This is a genomic window from Streptomyces tendae, assembly GCF_008632955.1.
Taxonomy (GTDB): domain Bacteria; phylum Actinomycetota; class Actinomycetes; order Streptomycetales; family Streptomycetaceae; genus Streptomyces.
Genome location: NZ_CP043959.1, coordinates 5,867,879 through 5,893,018, shown reverse-complemented (window position 1 = coordinate 5,893,018; position 25,140 = coordinate 5,867,879). Strand labels below are relative to the sequence as shown.

Sequence of the window (25,140 nt, the reverse complement as noted above, 5' to 3'; positions counted from 1 at the left end):
TTAGCACCATGCTGCTGAGACTGAATGTCGCCGATCACCGCCCCCTGCACGAGCAGGTGGCCGGTGCGATCCGGCGGGCCATCGCGGAAGGGGAGTGCGCGCCGGGCGACCGGCTGCCCCCGGCGCGGGACCTCTCGCAGGCGCTGGGCGTGAACGTCAACACGGTGCTTCGCGGCCTGCGCGCCCTGCGAGACGAAGGGGTGCTGGAGTTCCGCAGAGGACGCGGGGTGACGGTGGCTCAGGGGGCGGACGGCCGTTCGGCCTTGCTGGACCGCATCCGTGAGGTCCTGGCCGACGCGGAGCGTCTCGGGTACGGCAAGGACGACGTCATCGACATGATCAGGGGGGTCACGTGACTGAGCGGACAAAACGCGGGAACGGAACGCTGTGGGGGGCCGGCGCCTGGGGCGCGGGAGTCCTGGCGCTCCTGGTGGCCTTTCCTCTGGCCGCCAGGGACCGGCTGCCGGACCGGCTGGCGACCCACTGGGGGACGGGTGGTGATCCGGACTCCTCGATGCCGTTCTGGGCCGCGGCCTTCTTCCCGGCGCTGCTCTGGCTGGCCCTGGCGGTCGCTGTTCTGCTGACCCTGTGGCGCACTCGCCGAAGCGCCGGCGGGGTGGTGGCACCCTCGTGGGCGGGCGTGGCCCTCGGCTTCACCGGCGTGACGCTCCTCGGCGCTCAGGCTTCCGTCGTGCGGGCGAATCTGGACCGTACGGACTGGCGTGACGCCGGATCGGTGACGGTCTGGGTGGTGGTCGTGACCCTGGCCGGCGCGGTCGCCGTGGGCGTGGTGGCCCTGCTGATCGGCCGCCGGGCGCGGGTGACGGTGCCTCCGGTGGCCGGGCCGGCGCTGGAGATACCCGAGGGGCAGCGGTTCGTGTGGCTGTCGCGGGCGTCCAACCGCTGGCTCCACCTCATGGCGGCCGTGTGCGGGATCGTCACGGCCGGGGCGACGGTGGCGGCGATGGGCGGCCTGGCCGGGCTGCACGCCGTGTGGTCGGCCGCGGCCTTCGCCCTCGCCACCCTCGCGGTGCTCGCCTGCGCCTCCGTCCAGGCGCGGGTGACCGAGAAGGGACTCGAGGTCGCCCTCGGCCCCCTGGGCTGGCCGGCCCGGCGCTGGGCCGCCGACGCCATCGCCTCCGCCTGGGTCGAGAACCGAACCGCCATGCAGGTCGGCGGCTGGGGCTACCGCCTGAGCGGCCTCGGCACCACCGTCATGCTCCGCGGCGGCGAATGCCTCGTGATCCGCACCGTCCAGGGAAAGGACTTCGCGGTCAGTGTCGACGACGCCGAACGCGGAGCAGCCCTCCTCAACTCCCTGATCGGGCAACGGGTCAAGTAGCAGGGCCGTCTCCGGGGGCCCCACCCCCCTCACCCCACCCCCACGAAGAACTCCCGGACATCCCGCGCGAACACCTCCGGTACCTCCATCGCCGCGAAGTGGCCGCCCCGGTCGAACTCCGACCAGTGGCGGATGTCGTACAACCGCTCCGCCAGGGGCCGTACCGGCTGGGTGATGTCGTGGGCGAACACCGCCACCCCCACCGGAACCGGGCACCGCTCGCTCCGTCGCGCCGACTCGCGGTGCAGGCGGGCCGAGGACGCCGCGGTGGCGGTCAGCCAGTACAGGGAGACGTCCGTCAGGATCCTCTCGTCGTCCACCGGCGAGCGCGGGTCCGTCCACTGGGCGAACCGCTCGGCGATCCAGGCCAGTTGGCCCACCGGCGAGTCGGTCAGCGCGTAGCCGATGGTCTGCGGAGTCGTGGCCTGCAGGGCCTGGTACGGCGGGCGGTTCGCCATCAGGTGCCGCACCTTGTCCAGCCGGGCCTCGTCCGAAGGGCTCAGGGCGACATCAGCGGCCGGGTCGGGCCGGGTGGGCAGGTAGTTGACGTGCACCCCGACGACCCGCGCCGGCTCCGCAGCGCCGAGCGCCAGGGAGATGCCCGAGCCGAAGTCGCCGCCCTGCGCGCCGTACCGCTCGTAACCGAGGCGCCGCATCAGCTCCGCCCAGGCGCGGGCGACGCGCACGACGTCCCAGCCGCGCTCGTGGGTCGGCCCCGAGAAGCCGTATCCGGGGATGGACGGGATGACGAGATGGAAGTCCCGGGACAGCGGCTCGATCACGTCGAGGAACTCCAGGAACGAACCGGGCCAGCCGTGGGTGAGGACGAGGGCGAGTGCGTCCGGCCGGGCGGACCGCACATGGACGAAGTGCACGGTCTGACCATCGATCTCCGTGACGTGGTGCGGGAGTTCGTTGAGCCGGGCCTCGTGCGCCCGCCAGTCGTAGCGGGTGCGCCAGCGCTCGGCGAGCTCCTTCAGCCGGGCCAGCGGGAAGCCGTAGTCCCACCCGGCGCCGGGTATCTCGTCGGGCCAGCGGGTCCGGGCGAGACGGTCGGTGAGGTCGTCCAGGTCGGCCTGGGGGATGTCGATGCGGAACGGGGTGATCATGGTCCCCTCCGGGAATCTCCGGGATCTCGGGAATCGTTTGCGGCATTAACGTTGGTGTCACTAACGAAGCTAGACTGTTGGTGGCACCAACGCAAGACGTGGAGGAACGCCCATGAGTACGACGCCGGAACCGGCGCTCGCCCGCCTGCGCGCCATTCCCAGCCGCCTGCTGGCCGGGGCCGCCCTGGTGGCCGACCGGCTCGTCGGTGAACGCCTGGCCGCCGAGGGCTCCCACAAGTGGCACTTCGCGGTGCTGCTGACCCTCGCCGAGGCCGGCCCCGCCAGTCAGGCCGAGCTCAGCCGCCGCACCGGCATCCACCGCAGCGACATGGTCGCGGTCCTCAACGAACTGGCCGACACGGACTGCGTACGCCGCGACCCCGACCCCGCCGACCGCCGCCGCAACGTCATCACCCTCACCCCCGCGGGCGGCCGCCGCCTCGAACGGCTCGACGCGCTCATCCGCGAGGCGCAGGACGAACTCCTCGCCCCCCTGGCCCCCGGCGAGCGTGACGAACTCACCCGCCTGCTCACCGTCCTCGCCGCACACCACCGCCCCGTCCACCCCCGCCAGGACGAGGAGTCCTGAACCCCGAGCCCCCTGTCACAGCCCCCCGGTACGGTCGAGCCATGCCCACCCAGCCCTCCGCCCCGCCCGCCGGCGAACGCCGGTTCGCCACGCTCGAAGGCGTGCTGGAGCGCATCACGTACGCCAACGAGGAGAACGGCTACACCGTCGCCCGCGTCGACACCGGCCGCGGCGGGGACGACCTGCTCACCGTCGTCGGCGCGCTGCTCGGCGCCCAGGTGGGGGAGTCCCTGCGGATGGAGGGACGCTGGGGCTCGCACCCCAGTACGGCAAGCAGTTCCACGTCGAGAACTACACGACCCTGCTGCCCGCCACCGTGCAGGGCATCCGCCGCTACCTCGGCTCGGGGCTGGTCAAGGGCATCGGACCGGTCTTCGCCGACCGCATCACCCAGCACTTCGGCCTGGACACCCTCCGCATCATCGAGGAGGAGCCCAAGCGGCTCATCGAGGTCCCCGGGCTCGGGCCCAAACGGACCAAGAAGATCGCCGACGCCTGGGAGGAACAGAAGGCGATCAAGGAGGTCATGCTCTTCCTCCAGACCGTCGAGGTGTCCACCTCCATCGCCGTGCGGATCTACAAGAAGTACGGCGACGCCTCCATCTCCGTGGTGAAGAACCAGCCCTACCGGCTCGCCGCCGACGTCTGGGGCATCGGCTTCCTCACCGCCGACAAGATCGCCCAGTCCGTCGGCATCCCGCACGACAGCCCGGACCGGGTCAAGGCCGGCCTGCAGTACGCGCTGTCGCAGGCCACCGACCAGGGCCACTGCTACCTCCCCGAGGAGAAGCTGATCGCCGACGCGGTGAAGCTGCTCCAGGTGGACACCGGCCTGGTCATCGAGTGCCTCGGCGAGCTCGCCGCCGAGCCGGAGGACCCGGACGAGGACCCAGGCGTCGTACGGGAGAAGGTGCCCGACCCGCAGGGCGGCGACCCGGTCACCGCCGTCTACCTGGTGCCCTTCCACCGCGCCGAAACGGCCCTCGCCGCCCAGCTGCTGAGGCTGCTGCGCACCGACCAGGACCGGATGCCCGCGTTCAAGGACGTGGCCTGGGACAAGGCGCTCGGCTGGCTGCGCGGCCGTACGGGGACGGACCTGGCGCCCGAACAGGAGGCCGCGGTCAGGCTGGCGTTGACCGAGAAGGTCGCGGTGCTGACCGGCGGACCCGGCTGCGGCAAGTCGTTCACCGTACGGTCGATCGTGGAGCTGGCCCGGGCCAAGAAGGCGAAGGTCGTGCTCGCGGCCCCGACCGGCCGCGCCGCCAAGCGGCTCGCCGAGCTGACCGGCGCCGAGGCGTCCACCGTGCACCGGCTGCTGGAGCTCAAGCCCGGCGGGGACGCGGCGTACGACCGGGACCGGCCGCTGGACGCCGACCTGGTCGTGGTCGACGAGGCGTCCATGCTGGACCTGCTGCTGGCGAACAAGCTGGTCAAGGCCGTGCCGCCGGGCGCCCACCTGCTGTTCGTCGGGGACGTCGACCAGCTGCCCAGCGTCGGCGCGGGCGAGGTGCTCCGGGATCTGCTTGCCGACGGCAGCCCGGTCCCCGCCGTCCGGCTCACCCGGGTGTTCCGGCAGGCCCAGCAGTCCGGCGTGGTCACCAACGCGCACCGCATCAACGCCGGTCAGCACCCGGTCACCGACGGCATGAAGGACTTCTTCCTCTTCGTCGAGGACGACACCGAGGAGGCCGGCCGGCTCACCGTGGACGTGGCGGCGCGGCGCATCCCGGCGAAGTTCGGCCTCGACCCGCGCCGTGACGTGCAGGTCCTCGCGCCCATGCACCGGGGCCCGGCCGGAGCCGGCACGCTCAACGGCCTGCTCCAGCAGGCGGTCACCCCCGGCCGCCCCGACCTGCCGGAGAAGCGGTTCGGCGGACGGGTGTTCCGCGTCGGCGACAAGGTCACCCAGATCCGCAACAACTATGACAAGGGCGCGAACGGCGTTTTCAACGGCACCGTCGGCGTGGTCACCTCGCTCGACCCCGTCGACCAGCGCCTGACCGTGCTGACCGACGAGGACGAGGAGGTGCCGTACGACTTCGACGAGCTGGACGAACTGGCGCACGCCTACGCCGTGACCATCCACCGCTCCCAGGGCAGCGAGTACCCGGCCGTGGTCATCCCGGTGACCATGGGCGCGTGGATGATGCTCCAGCGCAACCTGCTCTACACGGCGGTGACCCGGGCCCGGAAGCTGGTCGTCCTGGTCGGCTCCCGCAAGGCGATCGGACAGGCGGTGCGCACGCTGTCCGCCGGCCGCCGGTGCACGGCGCTCGACATGCGGCTCGCGGGGACGGGTCCGTCCGCGGCGGGACCGCGTTCCGCCGGTTCCGGTTCGTCCCGCGGGGGACCCGGTGCGCAGCACCTCTCGACGGGCCCGGAGCCCGCTGTGAGGGCCGCGTCGTCAAAAAAATGATCGATCAAATGAGTCGTGAAGGTCACACAGGCCTTCCGGATGGGGAACACAGGGGGCAGGATGGGCAAGTTGGCGGCACTGAGTGCCGTCGATAGGCCCGATGGTCGACCCCGAGTGCACTCTCCTGAGCCGAGTGGGGGATGGTAGAGACAGTCAGGGCACCTCGAAGATGAGGCACAACGTCGGTGAGGGAAGACGTGAGCGACAACTCTGTAGTACTGCGGTACGACGGCAGCGAGTACACCTACCCGGTGATCGACAGCACCGTCGGTGACATGGGCTTCGACATCGGGAAGCTCCGCGCCCAGACCGGTCTGGTGACGCTGGACAGCGGCTACGGCAACACCGCCGCCTACAAATCCGCGATCACCTATCTCGACGGTGAGGCCGGCATCCTCCGGTACCGCGGCTACCCGATCGAGCAGCTGGCGGAGCGCTCCACCTTCCTGGAGGTCGCGTACCTGCTGATCAACGGCGAGCTGCCGACCGTCGACCAGCTGGCGGGGTTCAAGGACGACATCACGCAGCACACCCTGCTGCACGAGGACGTCAAGAACTTCTACCGGGGCTTCCCGCGCGACGCCCACCCGATGGCCATGCTGTCGTCGGTGGTCTCCGCGCTGTCGACGTTCTACCAGGACAGCCACAACCCGTTCGACGAGCAGCAGCGGAACCTCTCCACCATCCGCCTGCTCGCCAAGCTTCCGACGATCGCGGCCTACGCCTACAAGAAGTCGGTCGGCCACCCGTTCGTCTACCCGCGCAACGACCTCGGCTACGTCGAGAACTTCCTGCGCATGACCTTCTCCGTCCCGGCGCAGGAGTACGAGCTCGACCCGGTCGTCGTCTCCGCCCTGGACAAGCTGCTGATCTTGCACGCGGACCACGAGCAGAACTGCTCGACCTCCACGGTCCGCCTGGTGGGCTCCTCGCAGGCGAACATGTTCGCCTCGATCTCCGCCGGCATCAACGCGCTCTGGGGCCCGCTGCACGGCGGCGCCAACCAGTCGGTGCTGGAGATGTTGGAGGGCATCCGCGACGCCGGCGGCGACGTCGACTCCTTCATCCGCAAGGTGAAGAACAAGGAGGACGGCGTCCGCCTGATGGGCTTCGGCCACCGGGTCTACAAGAACTTCGACCCGCGCGCCAAGATCATCAAGGCCGCCGCGCACGACGTCCTGTCCGCCCTCGGCAAGTCCGACGAGCTGCTGGACATCGCGCTGAAGCTGGAGGAGCACGCGCTCTCCGACGACTACTTCGTCTCGCGCAGCCTCTACCCGAACGTCGACTTCTACACGGGTCTGATCTACCGGGCCATGGGCTTCCCGACCGAGATGTTCACGGTCCTGTTCGCCCTCGGCCGCCTGCCGGGCTGGATCGCCCAGTGGCACGAGATGATCAAGGAGCCGGGTTCCCGTATCGGCCGCCCGCGCCAGATCTACACGGGCGTCGTCGAGCGGGACTTCATTCCCGTCGAGGAGCGCTGACACCTGCCGGTGCGGGTGTTGTGCGCGTGAGTGCCTGAGAGTTCGTCGCCGGAGGGGTGTGGGCGGCTGTGGGCCGGCTGTGGCTGGTCGTGCCCACGCGGCGGAGCCGCATATCGGCTCGGCCCCGCGCCCCTTCGTCGTGTTGCACGGGCCGGCTGTGGCTGGTCGTGCCCACGCGGCGGAGCCGCATACCGGCTCAGTCCCGCCCCTCTTCGGCGTGTCGCGTCACCGCCGACAAGAAGAAGGCAAGGAAAAGGCGCCCCGGCCGCCGGTCCCCCCACGGGCCGACGTACCAGGGCGCCTTCCCATGTCCCGGTGCGGATTCCCCCCACGGGATCCGGCCGGGCGCTTGTGAGGACAGCGCCTGAATCGCTGTGTGAGTACGGACGGACCTGAACCCGCCGCACTCGTCGGTGTGTGCGGTCTGCCGGGACAACGCACGTCGGGAGGGCCGCTCAAAGCTTCCCTGGGCACGTGCCCCGGCAACGCAACTCTGGAGAAGTCCCCCAAGACATCTCCAGATGCCAGGAAGCGCCCCCCAAGACGCTGCCCGACATCGCCAACTTAGACCGTCGAACCCCTTCGATGGTTACGTTCAGATCACTGTGATCTGCGTCTCTTGCATATCTCCCCACAATGCGCAGGAGCCCGCAAACCTCTCACGGGACCCAAGCGTAAGGAAGATGCGCGAGCCTTGTGAAGAGCTTATGTGAGGGTCTTACCGGACTCCAGGGGTACCGCCCAACTTGAGACCTCAATGAAATGACCGCAGCCGCAGACTGTTGGTCACCACGAAGACCGAGGAGAACGCCATGGCGGCCCCGGCGATCATCGGGTTCAGCAGTCCGGCCGCGGCCAGCGGCAGCGCGGCCACGTTGTAGCCGAAGGCCCACACCAGGTTGCCCTTGATGGTGCCGAGGGTGCGCCGGGACAGCCGTATCGCGTCCGCCGCGACCCGCAGGTCGCCGCGCACCAGCGTCAGGTCGCCCGCCTCGATCGCCGCGTCCGTGCCGGTGCCCAGAGCCAGACCCAGATCGGCGACGGCCAGCGCGGCCGCGTCGTTGACGCCGTCCCCGACCATGGCGACGCTGCGCCCCTCGTCCTGGAGGCGCCGCACCACGTCGGCCTTGTCCTCGGGCAGCACCTCGGCGATCACCCGGTCCTCGTCGATGCCGACCGTGCGCGCCACCGCCTCGGCCACGGCCCGGTTGTCGCCGGTCAGCAGCACCGGCGTGAGCCCCAGCGCCCGCAGTTCCCGGACCGCCTCGGCGCTGGTCTCCTTCACGGTGTCGGCGACGGCGAGGACACCGCGTGCCGTCCCGTCCCAGCCGGCCACCACGGCGGTGTGCCCCGCCCGCTCGGCCTCCTCCTTGGCCCGCGCCAGCTCGGGCGGCAGCTCCCCGAACACCTCGGACAGCCGCCCCACGACCACCTCACGGCCCGCCACGCGCCCGCGCACGCCCCTGCCGGGGACGTTCTCGAACCGCTCGGCCCCGGGCAGCGTGCCGACGCGTTCCTCGGCGCCCGCCGCGATCGCCCGGGCCACCGGGTGCTCGGAGGCGTGCTCCAGGGCGCCCGCGAGCCGCAGCAGCTCCCCCTCGTCGGTGCCCTCGGCGGCGTACGCCGTGCGCAGGGACATCCGGCCGGTGGTGACGGTCCCGGTCTTGTCCAGGACGACGGTGTCCACGCGCCGGGTGGACTCCAGCACCTCGGGGCCCTTGATGAGGATGCCCAGCTGCGCGCCGCGTCCGGTGCCGACCATCAGCGCGGTCGGTGTGGCGAGCCCCAGGGCGCACGGGCAGGCGATGATCAGCACGGCGACGGCCGCGGTGAACGCGGCGACCGTGTCCCCGGTGTTGCCGAGCCACAGGCCGAAGGTGCCGGCCGCGATCAGCAGCACCACGGGCACGAAGACCCCGGCGATCCGGTCGGCCAGGCGCTGCACCTGCGCCTTGCCGGTCTGCGCGTCCTCCACCAGCTTCGCCATCCGCGCGAGCCGGGTGTCCGCGCCGATCCGGGTGGCCTCGACGACGAGCCGGCCGCCCGCGTTGACCGTGGCGCCGGTGACCGTGTCGCCGACGGTCACGTCCACCGGCACGGACTCGCCGGTCAGCATGGACGCGTCCACGGCGGAGGCGCCCTCGACGACCGTGCCGTCGGTGGCGATCTTCTCCCCGGGGCGGACCACGAACCGGTCGCCGACGGCCAGCCGGTCGGCCGGCACCCGCACCTCACGGCCGTTTCTCAGGACGGCGACGTCCTTGGCGCCCAGCTCCATGAGCGCCCGCAGCGCGGCGCCCGCACGGCGCTTGGAGCGGGCCTCCAGATAGCGGCCGAGCAGGATGAACGTGGTGACGCCGGCGGCGACCTCCAGGTAGATCGTGGAAGCGCCGTCGGTGCGGGCGACGGTGAGCTCGAAGGGGTGCCGCATGCCCGGCTCGCCCGCGTCGCCGAGGAACAGCGCCCACAGCGACCAGCCGAACGCGGCCACGGTGCCGACGGAGACCAGGGTGTCCATGGTGGCCGCGCCGTGCCGGAGGTTGGTCCAGGCGGCCCGGTGGAAGGGGGCGGCGCCCCACACCACTACGGGCGCGGCGAGCGTGAGGGACAGCCACTGCCAGTTGTCGAACTGCAGGGACGGAACCATCGCCAGCAGGACGACCGGCAGCGACAGCAGCGCGGAGACGATCAGGCGCGTGCGCAGGGCCGCCGTCTCCGGATCGGTCCCGGGGGCGGTCTCCTCGTCGTCCTGCCGCGGGGGCGCCGGCTCCTCGGCGGTGTAACCGGTCTTGACCACCGTGGTGATCAGGTCGGCGACCTCGACGCCCGGCCGGTACGTGACCCGGGCCTTCTCGGTGGCGTAGTTCACCGTGGCGGTGACGCCGTCCATGCGGTTGAGCTTCTTCTCGACGCGGGCCGCGCAGGAGGCGCAGGTCATCCCGCCGATGAGCAGCTCGACCTCCGAGAGGGCCGGCCGGTCGGCCGCCGGTGCCTCGGGGGCGGTGGTGCTGGTCATGTCCGTGCTCCAGGGACGTCCGGGATGCGGTCGGCGGCGGGCCGGGCCGGGGCCACGAACTCCGGGTGGCCGGTACGGCCCGGTTCACGCCGCGCGGGGTGCCTTCGAAGGGTGGGGCCCGGTGGTCAGACCGTGCCGGCCAGCTCGAAGCCGGCCTCGTCGACGGCGGCGCGCACGGCCTCCTCGTCGAGCGGGGCCGCGGAGACCACGGTCACCTCGCCGGAGGAGGCGACGGCCGTCACCGAGCTGACGCCGGGGATCTCCGAGATCTCGCCGGAGACGGCGCCCTCGCAGTGCCCGCAGCTCATCCCGGTCACCTTGTAGACGGTGGTGACGGAACCCTGGGTGTCGGTCTGGGACGTCATGTCGTTCTCCTCGTCGGGGCGTGGTGGGTGTGCAGGGGGTCGGAGGGGTCCCTGAGGACCCCCTACCTCTCACACTATACCCCTAGGGGGTATGAGTCACGGACGAAGGGCCTGCCGGGGCGTGGTCAGGTCGCCGCCAGCGCCCCGGGCCGCGCCTGGGCAGCGGCCCCGGGTGCCCGCACAACGCCTCCGGGAGCGCTCCGGCAGTCGTCCGTGGACCGGAGCGCTCCGGCGGCCGTCCGCACACGGGAGCGGCCCGCGGGCCCGCCCCGAGAGCCGCACGAAGAGCCGCGTGTCCGCCGGTTGCCCGGATCGCGGCACCGGGGGCTGTCGGGGGAGCGCCCTGGGACCCCGAACCGCGTCGGGCAGACGCCCGGGAGCCGCCCGTCCGCGGCCGCGGGATAGCGTGCCCGCGACAGCGGCGATCACCGGAAGGCGGGTCTGTCATGCGAGCGGTCGTGTTCGAGCGGTACGGGGAACCGGCCGAGGTGCGCGAGGTGGCCGACCCGTCGCCCGCGGAGCACGGGGTCGTGGTCCGGGTGGAGGCGACCGGCCTGTGCCGCAGCGACTGGCACGCCTGGCAGGGCCACGACCCGGACGTCACCCTCCCGCACGTCCCCGGCCACGAACTCGCCGGCGTCGTCGAGGAGGCCGGCGCGCGGGTCACCGGCTGGCGCGCCGGGGACCGGGTCACCGTTCCGTTCGTGTGCGCCTGCGGTTCCTGCCCGGCCTGCGCGGCGGGCGACCAACAGGTGTGCGAGCGTCAGACCCAGCCCGGCTTCACCCACTGGGGGTCCTTCGCCCAGTACGTGGCGCTCGACCACGCCGACGTGAACCTGGTCGCCGTGCCCGACGGCATGGCGTACGCCACCGCCGCCTCCCTCGGCTGCCGGTTCGCCACCGCCTACCGGGCCGTGGTCCAGCAGGGCCGGGTCGCGGCGGGGGAGTGGGTGGCGGTGCACGGCTGCGGGGGCGTGGGTCTGTCCGCGGTGATGATCGCGGCGGCGGCCGGCGCGCGGGTCGTCGCGGTCGACGTGTCACCGGGCGCCCTCGGACTGGCCCGGCGGTTCGGCGCGGCGGCGTGTGTGGACGCCTCGGCCGTGACCGACCCCGCCGCGGCGGTCCGCGAGCTGACCGGCGGCGGCGCCCACCTCTCCCTGGACGCCCTCGGCGCGCCCGCCACCTGCGCGGCCTCGGTCGACGGCCTGCGCCGGCGGGGCCGTCATGTGCAGGTGGGGCTGCTGCCCTCTCAGACGGGCACGACCCCCGTGCCCATGGCCCGCGCCATCGCCCTGGAACTGGAGATCCTCGGCAGCCACGGCATGGCCGCCTACGCCTACCCGCCGATGCTGGACCTGGTCCGCGCCGGGGTGCTCCGCCCCGACCTGCTGGTCACCTCCACGATCGGCCTGGACGCGGTCCCGGCGGCCCTCGCGGCGATGGACGCCGCCCCGGCCGTCGGCGTGACGGTGATCGAACCCTGGAGCTGAGCGCTCGCACGGACGCCGTGCTCCCGCGTGGTCGGCGTGGGGCACGGCGTCGGTGCGTGCGGCGGTCAGCCCTTGCGCCCCCGGTTGCCGGGGCGGGCGGCGACCCAGCGGCGGACCGTGTCGGGGTACCAGTAGGGCTTCCCGTGCTCCACCCGGTCCGGCGGCGGCAGCAGGCCGTGCTTGCGGTAGGAACGCACGGTCTCCGGCTGCACCTTGATGTGGGCCGCGATGTCCTTGTACGACCACAGCTCGGTCATGTGTGCACCTCCCCGCGCGCACCACGGCGGCGGCCGGGGGTGGCCGTCAGGGGGAGCCGGGCGCGCGCTGGCGATCGACAAGCGTCGTGCGGGAGAACGAGCCGTTCCGCTCATGGAGAGGGGCCGTGCGCGGGTGTGACGGAAGGGCCGCCCGCGTGTGACACCCGTGACGCGACGGGCGCGTTTGTGACAGGAGTGACGCACAGGCGCGCTCCGGCACACCGGCGGGGCGTGTTGACGCGCCGGGGTCTCCTCCCGTACCGGCGGTCCGCGCCGTCCCGCTTTCCCTCCCCGGACCGCACCCCTTCCCCGGAGCGGTGACATTCTCGTCCGAATGTCCGGACAAAACATTGACAGGGCTTCATGAGCGGGGCTAGAAACCGGGGTGAGCCCTCGGACCCCGCAGGGCGGTACGACGTTCGAAGGGAGCGCCATGGCGAGCCTCCGCCGTCGCCGGGCGCTCCCCGGCCCCCGGGGCGACCACGGCGTCGCCCCGTCACAGATCGCCTCCGGCGCGGAAGGCCGCCTCGCTTTGGCAGGAGCGAGGTGCGAGCGACGACTCCCCGCCCGCCGCGGCCCCGCGCCGGAGGTACCGCCCGGGCCGGGCCGCCCGAGATCCCAAGTGTCTACGCGGGGACCCGAACGGCCGACACTGTGTCGGGCCCGCCCGGCACCCCGTCACTGGTGGGATGGACCCGTGGCGGCGGCCCCGGCGCGTCCGTCCGCGGCACCACCACACGAGCTGTACGAACGGCACGTCTCCCCCCGACGCCGCCCTCTGCGAAGGAGTTCTCGGTCATGACGAAGATCGTCAACCACTGGATCGGCGGCAAGACCGCCGAAGGCGCCTCGGGAACCTATGGCCCGGTCACGGACCCGGCGACCGGCGAGGTCACCACCAAGGTCGCCTTCGCCTCCGTCGAGGAGGTCGACGCCGCGGTCGCCGCCGCCAAGGAGGCGTACCTGACCTGGGGCCAGTCCTCGCTCGCCCAGCGCACCTCGATCCTGTTCAGGTTCCGCGCGCTGCTCGACGCCCACCGCGACGAGATCGCCGAGCTGATCACAGCCGAGCACGGCAAGGTGCACTCCGACGCCCTCGGCGAGGTCGCGCGCGGTCTGGAGATCGTCGACCTGGCCTGCGGGATCAACGTGCAGCTGAAGGGCGAGCTGTCCACCCAGGTCGCCAGCCGCGTGGACGTGGCGTCCATCCGGCAGCCGCTCGGCGTGGTCGCCGGCATCACCCCGTTCAACTTCCCGGCGATGGTGCCGATGTGGATGTTCCCCCTCGCCATCGCCTGCGGCAACACCTTCGTGCTGAAGCCCAGTGAGAAGGATCCGTCCGCCTCGGTCCGCCTCGCCGAACTGCTCGCCGAGGCCGGCCTGCCCGACGGCGTGTTCAACGTCGTGCACGGCGACAAGGTGGCCGTCGACCGCCTCCTGGAGCACCCGGACGTCAAGGCCGTCTCCTTCGTCGGATCCACGCCCATCGCCCGCTACATCCACACCACCGCCTCCGCCAACGGCAAGCGCGTCCAGGCCCTCGGCGGCGCCAAGAACCACATGCTGGTGCTGCCCGACGCCGACCTCGACGCCGCCGCCGACGCGGCCGTGTCCGCCGCCTACGGCTCGGCGGGCGAGCGCTGCATGGCGATCTCCGCGGTCGTCGCCGTCGGCGCGATCGGCGACGAGCTGGTGGAGAAGATCCGCGAGCGCGCCGAGAAGATCAAGATCGGCCCCGGCAACGACCCGGCCTCCGAGATGGGCCCGCTGATCACCGCGACCCACCGCGACAAGGTCGCCTCCTACGTCACCGGCGCCGCCGCCGAGGGCGCCGAGGTCGTCCTGGACGGCACCGGCCACACCGTCGAGGGCCACGAGAACGGCCACTGGATCGGCATCTCCCTGCTCGACAAGGTGCCGACCACCGCCAAGGCCTACCAGGACGAGATCTTCGGCCCGGTCCTGTGCGTGCTGCGCGCCGAGACGTACGAGGAGGCCCTGGACCTCATCAACGCCTCGCCGTACGGCAACGGCACCGCGATCTTCACCCGGGACGGCGGCGCCGCCCGCCGCTTCCAGCTGGAGGTCGAGGCCGGCATGGTCGGCGTGAACGTCCCGATCCCGGTCCCCGTCGGCTACCACTCCTTCGGCGGCTGGAAGGACTCCCTCTTCGGCGACCACCACATCTACGGCAACGACGGCACGCACTTCTACACCCGCGGCAAGGTCGTCACCACCCGCTGGCCCGACCCGGCCGACGCCCCGTCCGGCGTCGACCTGGGCTTCCCCCGCAACCACTGAGCCCGCTCAGGGGGCGTGTGGCCGTGTACCGCGAACGCGGTACACGGCCACTGCCGCCTACACCGCCGGGAGGTCCCCGAGTTCGGTCTCCGGGCGGCAACAGGCCGACAGGCGGACCCCGTACGGTTGACGCATGGATCTTCGACTGCCCGGCCGGCCATGGCTGCGGTCACGGCGGCCCCGGCGGACCCTCGCCGCCGCGGCCGCCGTCGTCGTGCTCGCCGGGGCCGGCACCTGGACCGCCGTCGCCTCCGACGACGCGCCCCCGGTGCGCCGCGCCGACCGCGTCATGACGACGGGCGACGGGGTGCGCATCGACACCTCCTTCTTCACCGCCGGACCCGACGGCCGGCGCCCCGCCGTGCTGCTCGGCCACGGCTTCGGCGGCAGCAAGGAGGACGTGCGGGAACAGGCCGTGGACCTCGCCCGCGACGGCTACGCCGTCCTCACCTGGTCCGCGCGCGGCTTCGGCCGGTCCACCGGGAAGATCGGGCTGAACGACCCCGAGGGCGAGGTCACCGACGTCTCCCGGCTCATCGACTGGCTGGCCGGCCGGCCCGAGGTGCGGCTCGACAAGGCCGGCGACCCCCGCGTGGGCATCGCCGGCAACTCCTACGGCGGGGCCGTCGCCCTGCTCGGCGCCGGACACGACGACCGGGTCGACGCCATCGCCCCGGCCATCACCTACTTCGACCTCGCCGACGCGCTCTTCCCGGGTGGCGTCTTCAAGAAGCTGTGGGCGGGCGCCTTCGTCACCTTCGGCGGCGGCTGCGCCCGCTTCGAGCCCGCCCTGTGCGCGATGTACGAGCGGGTCGCCGAGTCGGGCGTGCCGGACGACCGGGCCCGCGCCCTCCTCGAAGCCCGCTCGCCGTCCGCCGTCGCCGACCGCATCGACGTGCCCACCCTGCTGATGCAGGGTCAGACCGACTCCCTGTTCCCGCTCGGCCAGGCAGACGACGCCGCCCGGGCCATCCGCGCCAACGGCGCCCCCGTCGACGTCGACTGGCTCGCCGGCGGCCACGACGGCGGCGACCCCGAGACCGACCGCCTGCACGGGCGCGTCCGCGCCTGGTTCGACCGGTACCTCAAGGGCGACAAGAACGCCGACACCGGCCCCGCCTTCCGCGTCACCCGCACCGGAGGCGTCGACTCCACCGACGGACGGGCCCAGCTGCGCGGCGCGAGCGCCGACAGCTACCCGGGCCTGGCCGACGGCACCCGGTCCGTGCCGCTCGCCGGCCGCGAGCAGCGCTTCGCCAACCCGGCCGGCGCCAACCCGCCCGCCGTGTCCGCGCTGCCCGGCATCGGCGGCTCCGGCGGCCTCTCCCAGCTGTCCTCCCTCGGCGTCGGCGTCTCGCTCGACTTCCCCGGCCAGCACGCCCGCTTCGACTCCGCCCCGGTCGCCCGCGACCTGCGCGTCACCGGCTCCCCGACCGTCACCGTGCGGGTCAGGTCCACCAGCGACGACGCCGTCCTCTTCGCCAAGGTGTACGACGTCGGCGCGGACGGCCGGCAGCAGGTGCTGCCGTCCCAGCTCGTCACCCCGGTCCGGGTCGAGGGCGCCCGCGCCGGCAAGGACATACGGCTCACCCTCCCGGCCGTCGACCACGAGGTCCGCAAGGGCCACCGGCTGCGCCTGGTCCTCGCCTCCACCGACCTCGGCTACGCCTCCCCGGCCGCCCCCGCGACGTACTCCGTCGCCCTGAAGAGCGACCTGACGGTGCCCACCGCCCCCGGCGTGACCACCGCGGCGGCCCCGCTGCCCGCCTGGGTGGTGTGGCTGCCCGTCGCCGGCGCCGTGCTCGCCCTCGCGCTGCTGCTCACCGGCCGCCGCCGCACCACCGCCCCGGCCCCCGACCCGGAGCTGGCCGGTGTCCCGCTGCAGATCACCGGCCTGAGCAAGCGCTACGCCCGCTCCGCCGACCGGTACGCCGTACGGGAGCTGTCGTTCCGGGTGGAGAAGGGCCAGGTGCTCGGCCTGCTCGGACCCAACGGCGCCGGCAAGACCACCACCCTGCGCATGCTGATGGGCCTCATCAGGCCCGACGACGGCGAAATCCGGGTCTTCGGCCACGCGGTGCGCCCCGGCGCGCCCGTGCTGTCCCGGGTCGGCGCCTTCGTCGAGGGCGCGGGCTTCCTGCCGCACCTGTCCGGCCGGGAGAACCTGGAGCTGTACTGGGCCGCCACCGGCCGCCCGCCTCAGGACGCCCACCTGGACGAGGCCCTGGAGATCGCCGGCCTCGGCGACGCCCTCGCCCGCGCGGTGCGCACCTACTCGCAGGGCATGCGCCAGCGGCTCGCCATCGCCCAGGCCATGCTCGGCCTGCCGGACCTGCTCATCCTCGACGAACCCACCAACGGCCTCGACCCGCCGCAAATCCGCGAGATGCGCGAGGTGATGATCCGGTACGCCGCCGCCGGACGCACGGTGATCGTCTCCAGCCATCTGCTGGCGGAGGTCGAGCAGTCCTGCACCCACCTCGTCGTCATGGACCGCGGCCGGCTGGTCCAGGCGGGCCCGGTGCACGAGATCATCGGCTCCGGTGACACCCTGCTCGTTGGCACCGTCACGCCCGTGGAGGAGCCGGTCGCCGAGAAGGTCGCCGCGCTGCCGGGCATCGCGTCCGCCGTCCGCACCGACGAGGGGCTGCTGGTCCGGCTGGACGCCGACGGCACCGCTCCCCGGCTGATCGCGGAACTCGTCCGGCTGGAGGTGCCCGTGACCTCGGTGGGCCCCCACCGCCGTCTCGAGGACGCCTTCCTCACCCTGATCGGAGGTTCCGCATGAGCGCGCTCACCGAGCGGGCCGGGCATGCCGGGCCCACCGGACCCGGGCCCACGGGACCCGAGCCCGTCGAGGCCGCCGCCGGCTACCGGTCCGGCCACACCCTGCCCCTCCGGGTCGAGCTGGTACGCCAGCTCAAGCGTCGGCGCACCCTCGTCATGGGGGCGATCCTCGCCGTGCTGCCGTTCGTGCTGGTGATCGCCTTCGCGATCGGCGGCGAACCCGAGGGCCGCGACGGCCGGATCACCCTCATGGACACGGCCACCGCGTCCGGGGCCAACTTCGCCGCCGTCAACCTCTTCGTGTCGGCGGGCTTCCTGCTGGTCATCCCGGTCGCCCTGTTCTGCGGGGACACCGTCGCCTCGGAGGCCGGCTGGTCCTCCCTGCGCTATCTGCTCGCGGCGCCCGTGCCCCGGATGCGGCTGCTGTGGTCCAAGCTGATCGTCGGACTGGGGCTGAGCCTCGCCGCGATGGTGCTGCTGCCGGTGGTGGCGCTCGCCGTCGGCACCGTCGCCTACGGCTGGGGTCCGCTGCACATCCCGACCGGCGGGGCGCTCGACCCGGGCACCGCCGCCGGACGGCTCGTCGTGGTCGTCGCGTACCTGTTCGTGTCGCAGCTGGTCACCGCCGGGCTGGCGTTCTGGCTGTCCACCCGCACCGACGCCCCGCTGGGCGCGGTCGGCGGCGCGGTCGGCCTGACCATCGTCGGCAACGTCCTGGACGCCGTCACCGCCCTCGGCGACTGGCGGCACTTCCTGCCCGCGCACTGGCAGTTCGCCTGGGCGGACGCCGTCCAGCCGACCCCCGAGTGGTCCGGGATGATCCAGGGCGCCGCGGTGTCCGTGACCTACGCCCTCGTGTTGTTCGCACTGGCGTTCAGGGGGTTCGTGCGCAAGGACGTCGTGTCCTGACCACGGCCCGCGGGACCGTCACGCGGGCCAACCGGGTGAACCTGCGCAACCGATCCCGTGGAGCCAGGTTGATGAAGGAGACAGGCCACAGGGTGGCCGAGGCCGGAACGCGCGGGCTCGGCTGCCACTCTCCATGCCGGGGCCGGCCTCCCATCAAGCAGGAAGACAACCACATTGCGACAGACCCTGAGCAGGGGAGTGTTCGCGGCGGCCGCTGCCGCCACGGGCATTCTGTCCCTGTACGGAACCCCCGCCCTCGCCGACTCGTTCGCGGGGGGCGGTGCCGAGGATTCTCCCGGTGTGCTGTCCGGGAACAACGTGCAGGCGCCGGTCCACGTGCCGGTGAACGCGTGCGGCAACACCGTCACCGCCGTAGGCGCGTTCAACGAGGCGTCCGACAACACGTGCGTCAACAGCTCCGGCGGGCACGGTGAGTCGGCCGGCGGCGCCCAGGCGGTCGGTGGCACCAAGGGCTCGCCCGGTGTGCTGTCCGGCAACAACGTGCAGGCACCGGTCCACGCCCCGGTGAACGCGTGCGGCAACAACGTCACCGCGGGCGGCGCCTTCAACACGGCGTCCGACAACACCTGCGCGAACGTCTCGGACGGTGGGCACGAGCACAAGTCCGCGGACCGCTCGGCGCACTCCTCCCACCACGAGGCCGGCTCGGGCGTCTCGCACGCCGAGAGCGGCGGCGCGCACGCGGTCGGCGCCGCCAAGGGCTCGCCGGGTGTCCTCTCCGGCAACGTCATCCAGGCGCCCATCGACCTGTCGCTGAACGCGTGCGGCAACAGCGTCAACCTCGTCGGCCTGTTCAACGAGGCGTCCGACAACACCTGCGTCAACGACTCCGGCCACCACGGTGAGAAGGAGCCGGAGAAGACGCCGGAGAAGGACAAGCCCGAGCCGCCCACCAAGGTCGTGACGCCGCCGAAGCACGTCGAGCCGCCGGCCGTCGAGACGCCCGGCAACCCGCCGCACCTCGCGGAGACCGGCACCGACGGCCTGATGGCCGCCTCCGCCGCCGGCGCCGTGCTGCTCACCGGCGGGGCCATGCTCTACCGCCGCGGCCGCGTCGGCGCCCGCCGCTAGCGGCTCCGCGGAAGCCGGGCCCACCCCCCGGCGTCCACGCCCCCCGGCACGAGACGTCCCCCGGACCTCCTGGTCCGGGGGACGTCTCGTGGTGCCGTCCGTCAGCCGCGCACCGCAGCCGGCGCACCGCCCCGGCCGCCGCCCGCGGGCACCGGGACCGTCCGCGTACCGGGCCGTACGCAGCCGCCGGCGCACCCCTGCACCAAGGTCGACGCCGTGAAGGTCGCGCCGTGCACGAAACGCATCGCCGGACCGAAGCCGGACGCCGTCACCAGACCCGCGAGGAACAGCCCCGGGTAGGAGGACTCGAAACCGCGGTCGAGCACCGGGGAACCGTCGGGCAGCGCCGCCATCGCACCGCGCAGCTCCGCCGAGAGCAGCCCCAGCCGGTCGCGGTGCGCCTTGAACCCGGTCGCGGCGATCACGTGCTCGGTCTCCAGCGTGCGCCGGGCCCCGGTCACGTCGGCCAGCTCCAGCCGCAGCCCGCCGGGCACCGCGGCCGCCGCGGTCACCTCGTGGCCCGGCATCAGGTCCACCGCCCGCTCCACCCGCTCCCGCACCCACCAGGCGCCCGCCGGGCCCAGCGCCGTGGCCGCGATCCGCGCACGGGTCGTCTCCGGCAGCCGCCGGAACAGCCCCGGCCGCTCGGAGTAGAACCAGTTCCGCCAGCCCGGGCCCAGGCCGCTGTGCGGCGAGCGCGCCGACTGCCACCAGGGGCGCTCCCACGGCGGCGGCACGTCGTTCCAGCGCAGCCGCTCCGCCCGCGCCAGCACCCGCACCCGGGTGCCCTGCTCCGCGAGCAGCGCCGCCGTCTCCAGCGCGGCCTGGCCGCCGCCGATCACCGTGACGTCCTTGCCCTGGAAGGGTCCGAGGTCACTGTGGTGGCTGCTGTGCGTCACCAGCGTCGGGTGCAGTCCCCGCAGCGCGGAGGGCACCTCGATGAACGGCATCACCCCCACCGCCAGCGCCACCGTCCGCGCGTGCAGCACCTCTCCGTCCTCGGCGACGGCGCTGAAGCCCTCCGGCCCCGACGACACCCTCGCGATCAGGCGCTCGTCCACCTCCGGCACGGCGTTGCGGGCGAACCACAGCCCGTACGAGGCGAAATCCTCCACCGGGATCGGGTGAGCGTGACGGGCCGTCAGGCCCCGCTCGGTGCAGTAGGCGTCCAGCCGCCAGCGGCCGGCCGGGTCGGACAGGTTGGACGCCCACGGCTCCGACTTCAGGAACATCCCGGCGGGCATGTGGTCCCGCCAGGACGCCATCGGCCGGCCGAAGACACGCAGGTTCAGTCCGGCGGCCGCGGCGTGCGACGCGATCGACAGACCGTACGGACCCGCGCCCACCACCAGAAGGTCGTACATCATCAGTTGCTCGCTTTCTCGTTGTCGGTCAGGGAGGGCGTGTCCGCCCGGGGTACGGGGCGCTGCGCCGGCAGCGGTGCCGCGGTGCCCAGCCGCCGGCGCAGCCGGCCGGACACGTGCCGGGCCCACAGGCCCCACATCGCCCAGCCGGGGGCCCGGTCGTCCCCCGCGTACCAGGCCAGTTCGCGCCCGCCGGGCGCGGGACGCAGCGCGGCGAGGGGTGCGTAGTTCTCCACCACGAACGACCTGCCGGTCACCGGATCGCCGTCCGGCAGCACACGGCCCGTCAGGTCCGCGTGCAGGGCGCGGACGACGTCCAGTCCGGCGCTGTCCGTGAACAGCCGGAACTGGGCGCCGGGCCGCGGGTTGAAGTCGAGAAGGTGGTAGCGGCCGGTGCTGCCGCAGCGGCGGAAGTCCAGGTCGAAGACGCCGCGGTAGCCGAGCTCCCCGGTGAGCCGCTCGGCGAGCGCGAACACCTCCGAGTTGGGCGTCCAGCGGCCCACCGCGGTCAGTCCCGCGCCGCGCGGCCAGGACAGGTGCTTGCGGCCAGGTCCGCCCGCGCGCACGGTGCCCGTGCGGTCGGCGTACCCGTGGAAGAACCAGTCCCGGTCCGGGCCGGGCGGCAGGAACGCCTGGAGCAGCAGCGGGCTGCCCGCCTCCGCGGTGCGCGCGTGCAGCTCCCGTGCCTGGCCGGCCGAGTGCAGCACCTGCGTGCTGCGCAGCCCGGAGCCCGCCGGGAGCAGCCAGGGCCGGCTCCACTTGGCGACCACGGGCAGACCGAGCCGCAGCGCGTCCTCGGCTGCCCGCGCCGGGGTGTCCGGGACCAGGGTGCGCGGGTGCGGCACGCCCACGGAGGCGCAGACGGCGGCCAGTTCCCCCTTGTCCGCGACGCGTTCGGCGAGCGCCGCCGGCATCTCCGGCAGCAGGTAGGAGGGAGTCAGCTCCTCGCGCAGCCGGGCCGCGGCGATGGCGGTCGCGTCGTCCATCGGGACCAGGACCGCCGGGCGCCCCACGTCCTCCGCGACGCGGCGCAGCACGGCGAGGATCCGCTCCTCGGACGCGTCCGGAGGCGGCGGGGTGTGCAGCCGGCGCACAAAACGCGAACGGGACACGGGACTTCCCGTGCAGTCGGCGACGACATGCACCTCCACCCCCGCCCGGCCGAGTGTCCGGACGGCGCCCAGTGTTCCGTGGTGAAAGGGATTCCGGTCGATCCGCAGCACAACGGCGGGAACCCGGGTGTCAAGCAATGACACGCATTCTCACTTTCTTCTGGCGCCGCCTCACCCACACGGGCGAGAACGGCACTCGAAAGCCGCAGTGACAGTGGCACTGTCGTATTTCGTATGGCTGACTTCATATGACTGTTCGTCAACAGCGAGGCATCAGGCAGCAGGCGGACGCGAGCGAGAAGAGGAGCAGCCAATGGCCCCACAGCACCGGCGGGTCCGGTCCCGCGCCCTGGCCATGGGCGTGGCGGCGGTCGCCGCGTCGGCCGCCCTGGCGGCGGGTCCCGCGGCGGGGGTGGTGCACGCGGACGACACCGGGGCGGCGCTGCCGGGCCCGACCGGCCGGCCCACGCCGGCGGCCGGCCCGGAGCCCGCACCGGGCGCGCAGCCCGCCGCGTCGGCCGTGCCGACCCCCGCCGTCGACGTACCCACCGTCGCCCTGCCCGGCATCCCCGCGCCCGCCGTCCCCGACGTGCCCGAGGTCAGGCCGCCGTCGCTCACCCCGCCGTCCGCGCCCGCCCCCGCCCGGGGGGTGCCGCCCTTCGGCGCCTTCCTCGCCTCCGACGCCCGCGGCGTGCAGCGGATGGAGCAGCTCAGCCGCTGGCTGGGCGGCGCGGAGCTGCGCGTGGGCCACACCTACCTGCCGGGCAACCACTGGAAGGACATCGAGGGCGACATCGGCTTCCTCGACGCGTGGGCGGACTGGCGCAACGCGGACGACAAACGGATGCTCGTCCTCAACGTCCCGCTCCAGGAACGCAACGAGGCGGGCGTCTCCGACGAGGAGGTCCGCGGGCTGCTGCGCCGCGCCGCGGCCGGCGAGTTCGACCACCACTTCCGCGCCCTCGCCGAACGGCTCGTCGCACTGAAGATCCCGGACACCGTCCTGGTGCTCGGCTGGGAGATGAACGGCGTCACCTACACCCACCGCTGCGGTCCCGACCCGGAGTCCTGGAAGAAGTACTGGAACCGGATCGTCACCACCATGCGAGCGGTCCCGGGACAGCGATTCCGGTTCGAGTTCACACCCAACCGGGGCCGGGACGCCGTTCCGTGGACGCAGTGCTATCCCGGGGACGACACCGTCGACATCATCGGCATGGATTCGTACGACCAGCCCACCGGAATGTCCTTCGACGAGCAGGTGTCGGAGCCTTACGGACTTCAGGCCCACGTCGATTTCGCCAAGGCCCACGGAAAGCCCATCTCCTATCCCGAGTGGGGACTTTTCCGCAACGGCGACAATCCCGAGTACATGCGCCGCATGCTCGCCTGGATGCAGCAGCACCGGCCGCTCTACCACACGGTGACCGACTACTGCCCGCACGGCGTCTGGCAGTGCGACGACAACCCCGACGCCTCCCGCGTCTTCCGGTCCGCCCTGTACGGCCGTACGCCCGAGGACCCGCAGCAGACCCCGGCGCCGACCGAGCCGCCCGCCGGTCCCACGCTCCCGGACCACTGCTCGCCGCTGGACCTCGGCCGCTGGGTCGAGCACTGGCTCGGCGGGAAGCTGTGCCTGCGCTTCGACTGGTGGTCGCGCTCCCGGTAGGGCCGGGACCGTCCCGGCCGGGCTCACCGCCGTCACCGCGGCACGTCGGCGGCGGTGGCCGGGCCCGGCACCGAGGCGGCCGGCACCGGCTCCTCGCCCCGGCCGCCCCGGCGGGGCCGGGCCAACAGCGCCAGACCGCCGAGCAGCCCGCCCGCGCTGGCACCGACCAGCGCGGTCACCCCCGCCGACGCCGACGCCGGTCCGCCCGGCTTCACCGCGCGGGAGAACTGCACGAGCCGCACCCGGGTGCTGTCCTTGGTGTCCTCCGCGTGCCGGGTCAGCGCCCGCGCCACCGCGTTCGCCATGTCGACGGACAGACCGGGCCGGTCGGAGGTGGCGGTGACGGAGACCATCGGCGCGTCCGGCGAGGTCGCCGTGCGCACGCTGTTGCGCAGCGTGCGCACGGGCACACCGGCCCACACCTGCGCGTCCCCCAGCACCGCCAGCTGGGTGGCCACCCGCCCGTAGGCCTGCGCGAAGCCGCGCGCGGACTCCGGGGTCGCCTGGTCCGTGGGGACGGCCACGACGTAACTGGTGGCCGTGTACTCCGGCGGTGTGAGCAGGCCGTACGCGCCGCCGGAGAGACCGCCGAGGAGTGTTCCTGCCACCAGCGCGGACCAGGCCGGCAGCTTTCTGACGCGGTCCAGGGAGGGAAGGCGCCGGCGGGTCGGGGTGTCGGTCATGAGGGACTTGCTTCCTTAGGGTGCGGGGGACGGCGACGGTCCGGTGACGGCGGCCGTGTAGACGTCCATGAGGCGGGCTGTGCTGCGGGTGATGCTGTAGTGGCGGGCGGCCTCGGCGGCCGTGCGCGGGGCCGGGCCCGCCGCGCGGACCTCGGCGATCGCGCGGGCGTACGCCTCCGGGCCGCCGCGCACCCGCCGGGCACCGGCCGAGGCGGCCGGCGGCAGGTCCTCGATCGCCGGGCAGGAGCCGTAGAGCACGGGCAGCCCGGCGGCCAGGGCCTCCACCGCCGCCAGGCCGAACGCCTCCTCGGTGGAGGGGGAGGCGAAGAGGTCCATCGCGGAGGTGAGCGAGGGCAGGTCGGGGCCGGGGGAGCCGTCGGGCACGGCGGGACGCTCACCGGTGAACAGCACCCGCCCGGACACCCCCGCCTCGTGCGCGGTACGGCGCAGCACGTGCTCCTCGGGGCCGCCGCCCACCAGCAGCAGCCAGTGGTCCTCCGGCAGCCGGGCCAGGGCCCGCACCAGCACGTCGAACCGCTTGCCCCGGGCCAGCCGGCCCACCCCGCCGACGACGAACGCGCCGCCCGGCAGGCCGAGCCGCCGGCGGGTGCGTTCCCGCCGTTCCGGGTCGAAGCGGAAGCGGTCCGTCTCGATGCCGTTCGGCACCACCTCGATGCGCGGCGCGGGCACGCCCCAGCGCTTCAGCCGGTCGGCCACCGTGGGGGAGACGGCGACCGTCGCCGAGCCGAGTCGCTCGCTCGCCAGGTACAGCGCGCGCACGCCCCGCGTCAGCGCGCGGCCCTCCATCTGGGAGTCGCCCAGCGAGTGCTCGGTGGCCACCACCGCCCGCACGCCCGCCACCCGGGCGGCGGGCCTCCCGTAGACGCAGGCCCGGTACAGGTGGGTGTGGACCAGGTCGTAGCCGCCGGAGCGGATCACCCGGACCAGCCGCGGGAGCACGCCGACGTCGCGGTTGCCCGCCATGCCCAGGTGCAGCACGCGCACCCCGTCGGAGCGCAGGCCGTCGGCGACCGGGCCGGGGTTGGTGAGCGTCACCACGTCGCAGTCGACCGGCAGATGACGCAGCAGCAGCCGCAGCTGCTGCTCGGCACCGCCCACGCCGAGTCCGGTAATGATGTGCAGCGCCCTCAT

At 73.3% G+C, this 25,140-nt stretch carries 18 protein-coding genes and 2 pseudogenes; 12 read left to right on the top strand and 8 right to left on the bottom strand.

Going from position 1 to position 25,140, the window contains the following annotated elements; all coding sequences use genetic code 11:
• The first annotated feature begins 8 nt into the window (after window positions 1-8).
• On the top strand, window positions 9-356 hold the full coding sequence (locus F3L20_RS27015) for a GntR family transcriptional regulator (protein WP_024883592.1): 348 nt from the start codon (window positions 9-11) through the stop codon (window positions 354-356).
• On the top strand, window positions 353-1,342 hold the full coding sequence (locus F3L20_RS27010; protein ID WP_240810769.1) for a DUF1648 domain-containing protein: 990 nt from the start codon (window positions 353-355) through the stop codon (window positions 1,340-1,342). Before F3L20_RS27015 ends, F3L20_RS27010 begins: the two co-directional genes overlap by 4 nt.
• Window positions 1,343-1,371: 29 nt before the next feature.
• On the opposite strand, the gene F3L20_RS27005 is transcribed toward F3L20_RS27010, so the two are convergent.
• On the bottom strand, window positions 1,372-2,451 hold the full coding sequence (locus tag F3L20_RS27005) for an epoxide hydrolase family protein (RefSeq protein WP_150156533.1): 1,080 nt from the start codon (window positions 2,449-2,451) through the stop codon (window positions 1,372-1,374).
• Window positions 2,452-2,563: 112 nt separating this feature from the next.
• Between F3L20_RS27005 and F3L20_RS27000 the strand changes: the two genes are divergently transcribed.
• The 3 genes and pseudogenes from F3L20_RS27000 (at window position 2,564) to F3L20_RS26990 (ending at window position 6,943) form a co-directional block, all read left to right on the top strand.
• Complete coding sequence (locus F3L20_RS27000; protein ID WP_150156532.1) at window positions 2,564-3,040, top strand: MarR family winged helix-turn-helix transcriptional regulator; 477 nt, start codon at window positions 2,564-2,566, stop codon at window positions 3,038-3,040.
• A gap of 41 nt (window positions 3,041-3,081) precedes the next feature.
• A pseudogene (recD2, locus tag F3L20_RS26995) lies at window positions 3,082-5,551 on the top strand (SF1B family DNA helicase RecD2).
• 102 nt (window positions 5,552-5,653) lie between these two features.
• A complete protein-coding gene (locus F3L20_RS26990; RefSeq protein WP_150156531.1) occupies window positions 5,654-6,943 on the top strand; it encodes a citrate synthase in 1,290 nt (429 codons plus the stop codon).
• 754 nt (window positions 6,944-7,697) lie between these two features.
• On the opposite strand, the gene F3L20_RS26985 is transcribed toward F3L20_RS26990, so the two are convergent.
• The gene (locus F3L20_RS26985; RefSeq protein WP_150156530.1) at window positions 7,698-9,959 is read right to left on the bottom strand and encodes a heavy metal translocating P-type ATPase; all 2,262 of its coding nucleotides are present in this window, start codon (window positions 9,957-9,959) and stop codon (window positions 7,698-7,700) included.
• Between the two features lie 125 nt (window positions 9,960-10,084).
• Window positions 10,085-10,324 carry a heavy-metal-associated domain-containing protein gene (locus tag F3L20_RS26980; RefSeq protein WP_145827689.1) on the bottom strand — a complete coding sequence of 80 codons (240 nt, stop codon included), beginning with the start codon at window positions 10,322-10,324 and terminating at the stop codon, window positions 10,085-10,087.
• Between the two features lie 446 nt (window positions 10,325-10,770).
• On the opposite strand from F3L20_RS26980, the gene F3L20_RS26975 reads away from it, so the two are divergent.
• On the top strand, window positions 10,771-11,814 hold the full coding sequence (locus F3L20_RS26975) for a zinc-dependent alcohol dehydrogenase family protein (protein WP_150156529.1): 1,044 nt from the start codon (window positions 10,771-10,773) through the stop codon (window positions 11,812-11,814).
• Between the two features lie 65 nt (window positions 11,815-11,879).
• Here the strand turns inward: F3L20_RS26975 and F3L20_RS26970 are convergent, their stop codons facing one another.
• Window positions 11,880-12,071: a helix-turn-helix transcriptional regulator gene (locus tag F3L20_RS26970; protein ID WP_145827691.1), complete on the bottom strand. Its 192-nt coding sequence runs from the start codon at window positions 12,069-12,071 to the stop codon at window positions 11,880-11,882.
• Window positions 12,072-12,567: 496 nt separating this feature from the next.
• Between F3L20_RS26970 and F3L20_RS34955 the strand changes: the two are divergent.
• The 5 genes and pseudogenes from F3L20_RS34955 to F3L20_RS26945 all read left to right on the top strand — a co-directional run.
• Window positions 12,568-12,666, top strand: a pseudogene (locus tag F3L20_RS34955) (5-deoxy-glucuronate isomerase); the annotation flags it as partial.
• Between the two features lie 203 nt (window positions 12,667-12,869).
• Entirely contained in the window at window positions 12,870-14,372 is a 1,503-nt protein-coding gene (mmsA, locus tag F3L20_RS26960) for a CoA-acylating methylmalonate-semialdehyde dehydrogenase (RefSeq protein WP_150156528.1), read from the top strand.
• Between the two features lie 133 nt (window positions 14,373-14,505).
• On the top strand, window positions 14,506-17,160 hold the full coding sequence (locus F3L20_RS26955) for an alpha/beta fold hydrolase (RefSeq protein ID WP_150156527.1): 2,655 nt from the start codon (window positions 14,506-14,508) through the stop codon (window positions 17,158-17,160).
• The gene (locus F3L20_RS26950) at window positions 17,157-18,068 is read left to right on the top strand and encodes an ABC transporter permease (RefSeq protein WP_206338827.1); all 912 of its coding nucleotides are present in this window, start codon (window positions 17,157-17,159) and stop codon (window positions 18,066-18,068) included. Before F3L20_RS26955 ends, F3L20_RS26950 begins: the two co-directional genes overlap by 4 nt.
• A gap of 174 nt (window positions 18,069-18,242) precedes the next feature.
• Window positions 18,243-19,160: a chaplin gene (locus tag F3L20_RS26945; RefSeq protein WP_240810768.1), complete on the top strand. Its 918-nt coding sequence runs from the start codon at window positions 18,243-18,245 to the stop codon at window positions 19,158-19,160.
• A gap of 101 nt (window positions 19,161-19,261) precedes the next feature.
• Here F3L20_RS26945 and F3L20_RS26940 read toward each other — a convergent pair whose 3' ends face one another.
• Window positions 19,262-20,524: an NAD(P)-binding domain-containing protein gene (locus F3L20_RS26940; protein ID WP_150157509.1), complete on the bottom strand. Its 1,263-nt coding sequence runs from the start codon at window positions 20,522-20,524 to the stop codon at window positions 19,262-19,264.
• Between the two features lie 2 nt (window positions 20,525-20,526).
• Complete coding sequence (locus F3L20_RS26935) at window positions 20,527-21,780, bottom strand: ATP-grasp domain-containing protein (RefSeq protein WP_150156526.1); 1,254 nt, start codon at window positions 21,778-21,780, stop codon at window positions 20,527-20,529.
• Between the two features lie 169 nt (window positions 21,781-21,949).
• Here F3L20_RS26935 and F3L20_RS26930 point away from each other — a divergent pair, with 169 nt between their 5' ends.
• Window positions 21,950-23,305, top strand: a complete 1,356-nt coding sequence (locus F3L20_RS26930) for a glycoside hydrolase family 26 protein (RefSeq protein WP_150156525.1) — start codon at window positions 21,950-21,952, stop codon at window positions 23,303-23,305.
• A 32-nt stretch (window positions 23,306-23,337) separates the two neighbouring features.
• Here the strand turns inward: F3L20_RS26930 and F3L20_RS26925 are convergent, their stop codons facing one another.
• The gene (locus F3L20_RS26925; protein ID WP_145827696.1) at window positions 23,338-23,988 is read right to left on the bottom strand and encodes a lipopolysaccharide biosynthesis protein; all 651 of its coding nucleotides are present in this window, start codon (window positions 23,986-23,988) and stop codon (window positions 23,338-23,340) included.
• 15 nt (window positions 23,989-24,003) lie between these two features.
• Window positions 24,004-25,140, bottom strand: coding sequence for a glycosyltransferase (locus F3L20_RS26920; protein ID WP_150156524.1), 1,137 nt, complete (start codon window positions 25,138-25,140; stop codon window positions 24,004-24,006).

Bases quoted from the DNA above. Each gene is read 5' to 3' on its own strand.
- F3L20_RS26930 (WP_150156525.1), top strand. From the start codon at position 21,950: ATGGCCCCACAGCACCGGCGGGTCCGGTCCCGCGCCCTGGCCATGGGC.
- F3L20_RS26950 (WP_206338827.1), top strand. From the start codon at position 17,157: ATGAGCGCGCTCACCGAGCGGGCCGGGCATGCCGGGCCCACCGGACCC.
- mmsA (WP_150156528.1), top strand. From the start codon at position 12,870: ATGACGAAGATCGTCAACCACTGGATCGGCGGCAAGACCGCCGAAGGC.
- F3L20_RS27000 (WP_150156532.1), top strand. From the start codon at position 2,564: ATGAGTACGACGCCGGAACCGGCGCTCGCCCGCCTGCGCGCCATTCCC.
- F3L20_RS26925 (WP_145827696.1), bottom strand. From the start codon at position 23,988: ATGACCGACACCCCGACCCGCCGGCGCCTTCCCTCCCTGGACCGCGTC.
- F3L20_RS27005 (WP_150156533.1), bottom strand. From the start codon at position 2,451: ATGATCACCCCGTTCCGCATCGACATCCCCCAGGCCGACCTGGACGAC.
- F3L20_RS26940 (WP_150157509.1), bottom strand. From the start codon at position 20,524: ATGTACGACCTTCTGGTGGTGGGCGCGGGTCCGTACGGTCTGTCGATC.
- F3L20_RS26920 (WP_150156524.1), bottom strand. From the start codon at position 25,140: ATGAGGGCGCTGCACATCATTACCGGACTCGGCGTGGGCGGTGCCGAG.
- F3L20_RS26955 (WP_150156527.1), top strand. From the start codon at position 14,506: ATGGATCTTCGACTGCCCGGCCGGCCATGGCTGCGGTCACGGCGGCCC.
- F3L20_RS27015 (WP_024883592.1), top strand. From the start codon at position 9: ATGCTGCTGAGACTGAATGTCGCCGATCACCGCCCCCTGCACGAGCAG.
- F3L20_RS26970 (WP_145827691.1), bottom strand. From the start codon at position 12,071: ATGACCGAGCTGTGGTCGTACAAGGACATCGCGGCCCACATCAAGGTG.
- F3L20_RS26980 (WP_145827689.1), bottom strand. From the start codon at position 10,324: ATGACGTCCCAGACCGACACCCAGGGTTCCGTCACCACCGTCTACAAG.
- F3L20_RS26975 (WP_150156529.1), top strand. From the start codon at position 10,771: ATGCGAGCGGTCGTGTTCGAGCGGTACGGGGAACCGGCCGAGGTGCGC.
- F3L20_RS26985 (WP_150156530.1), bottom strand. From the start codon at position 9,959: ATGACCAGCACCACCGCCCCCGAGGCACCGGCGGCCGACCGGCCGGCC.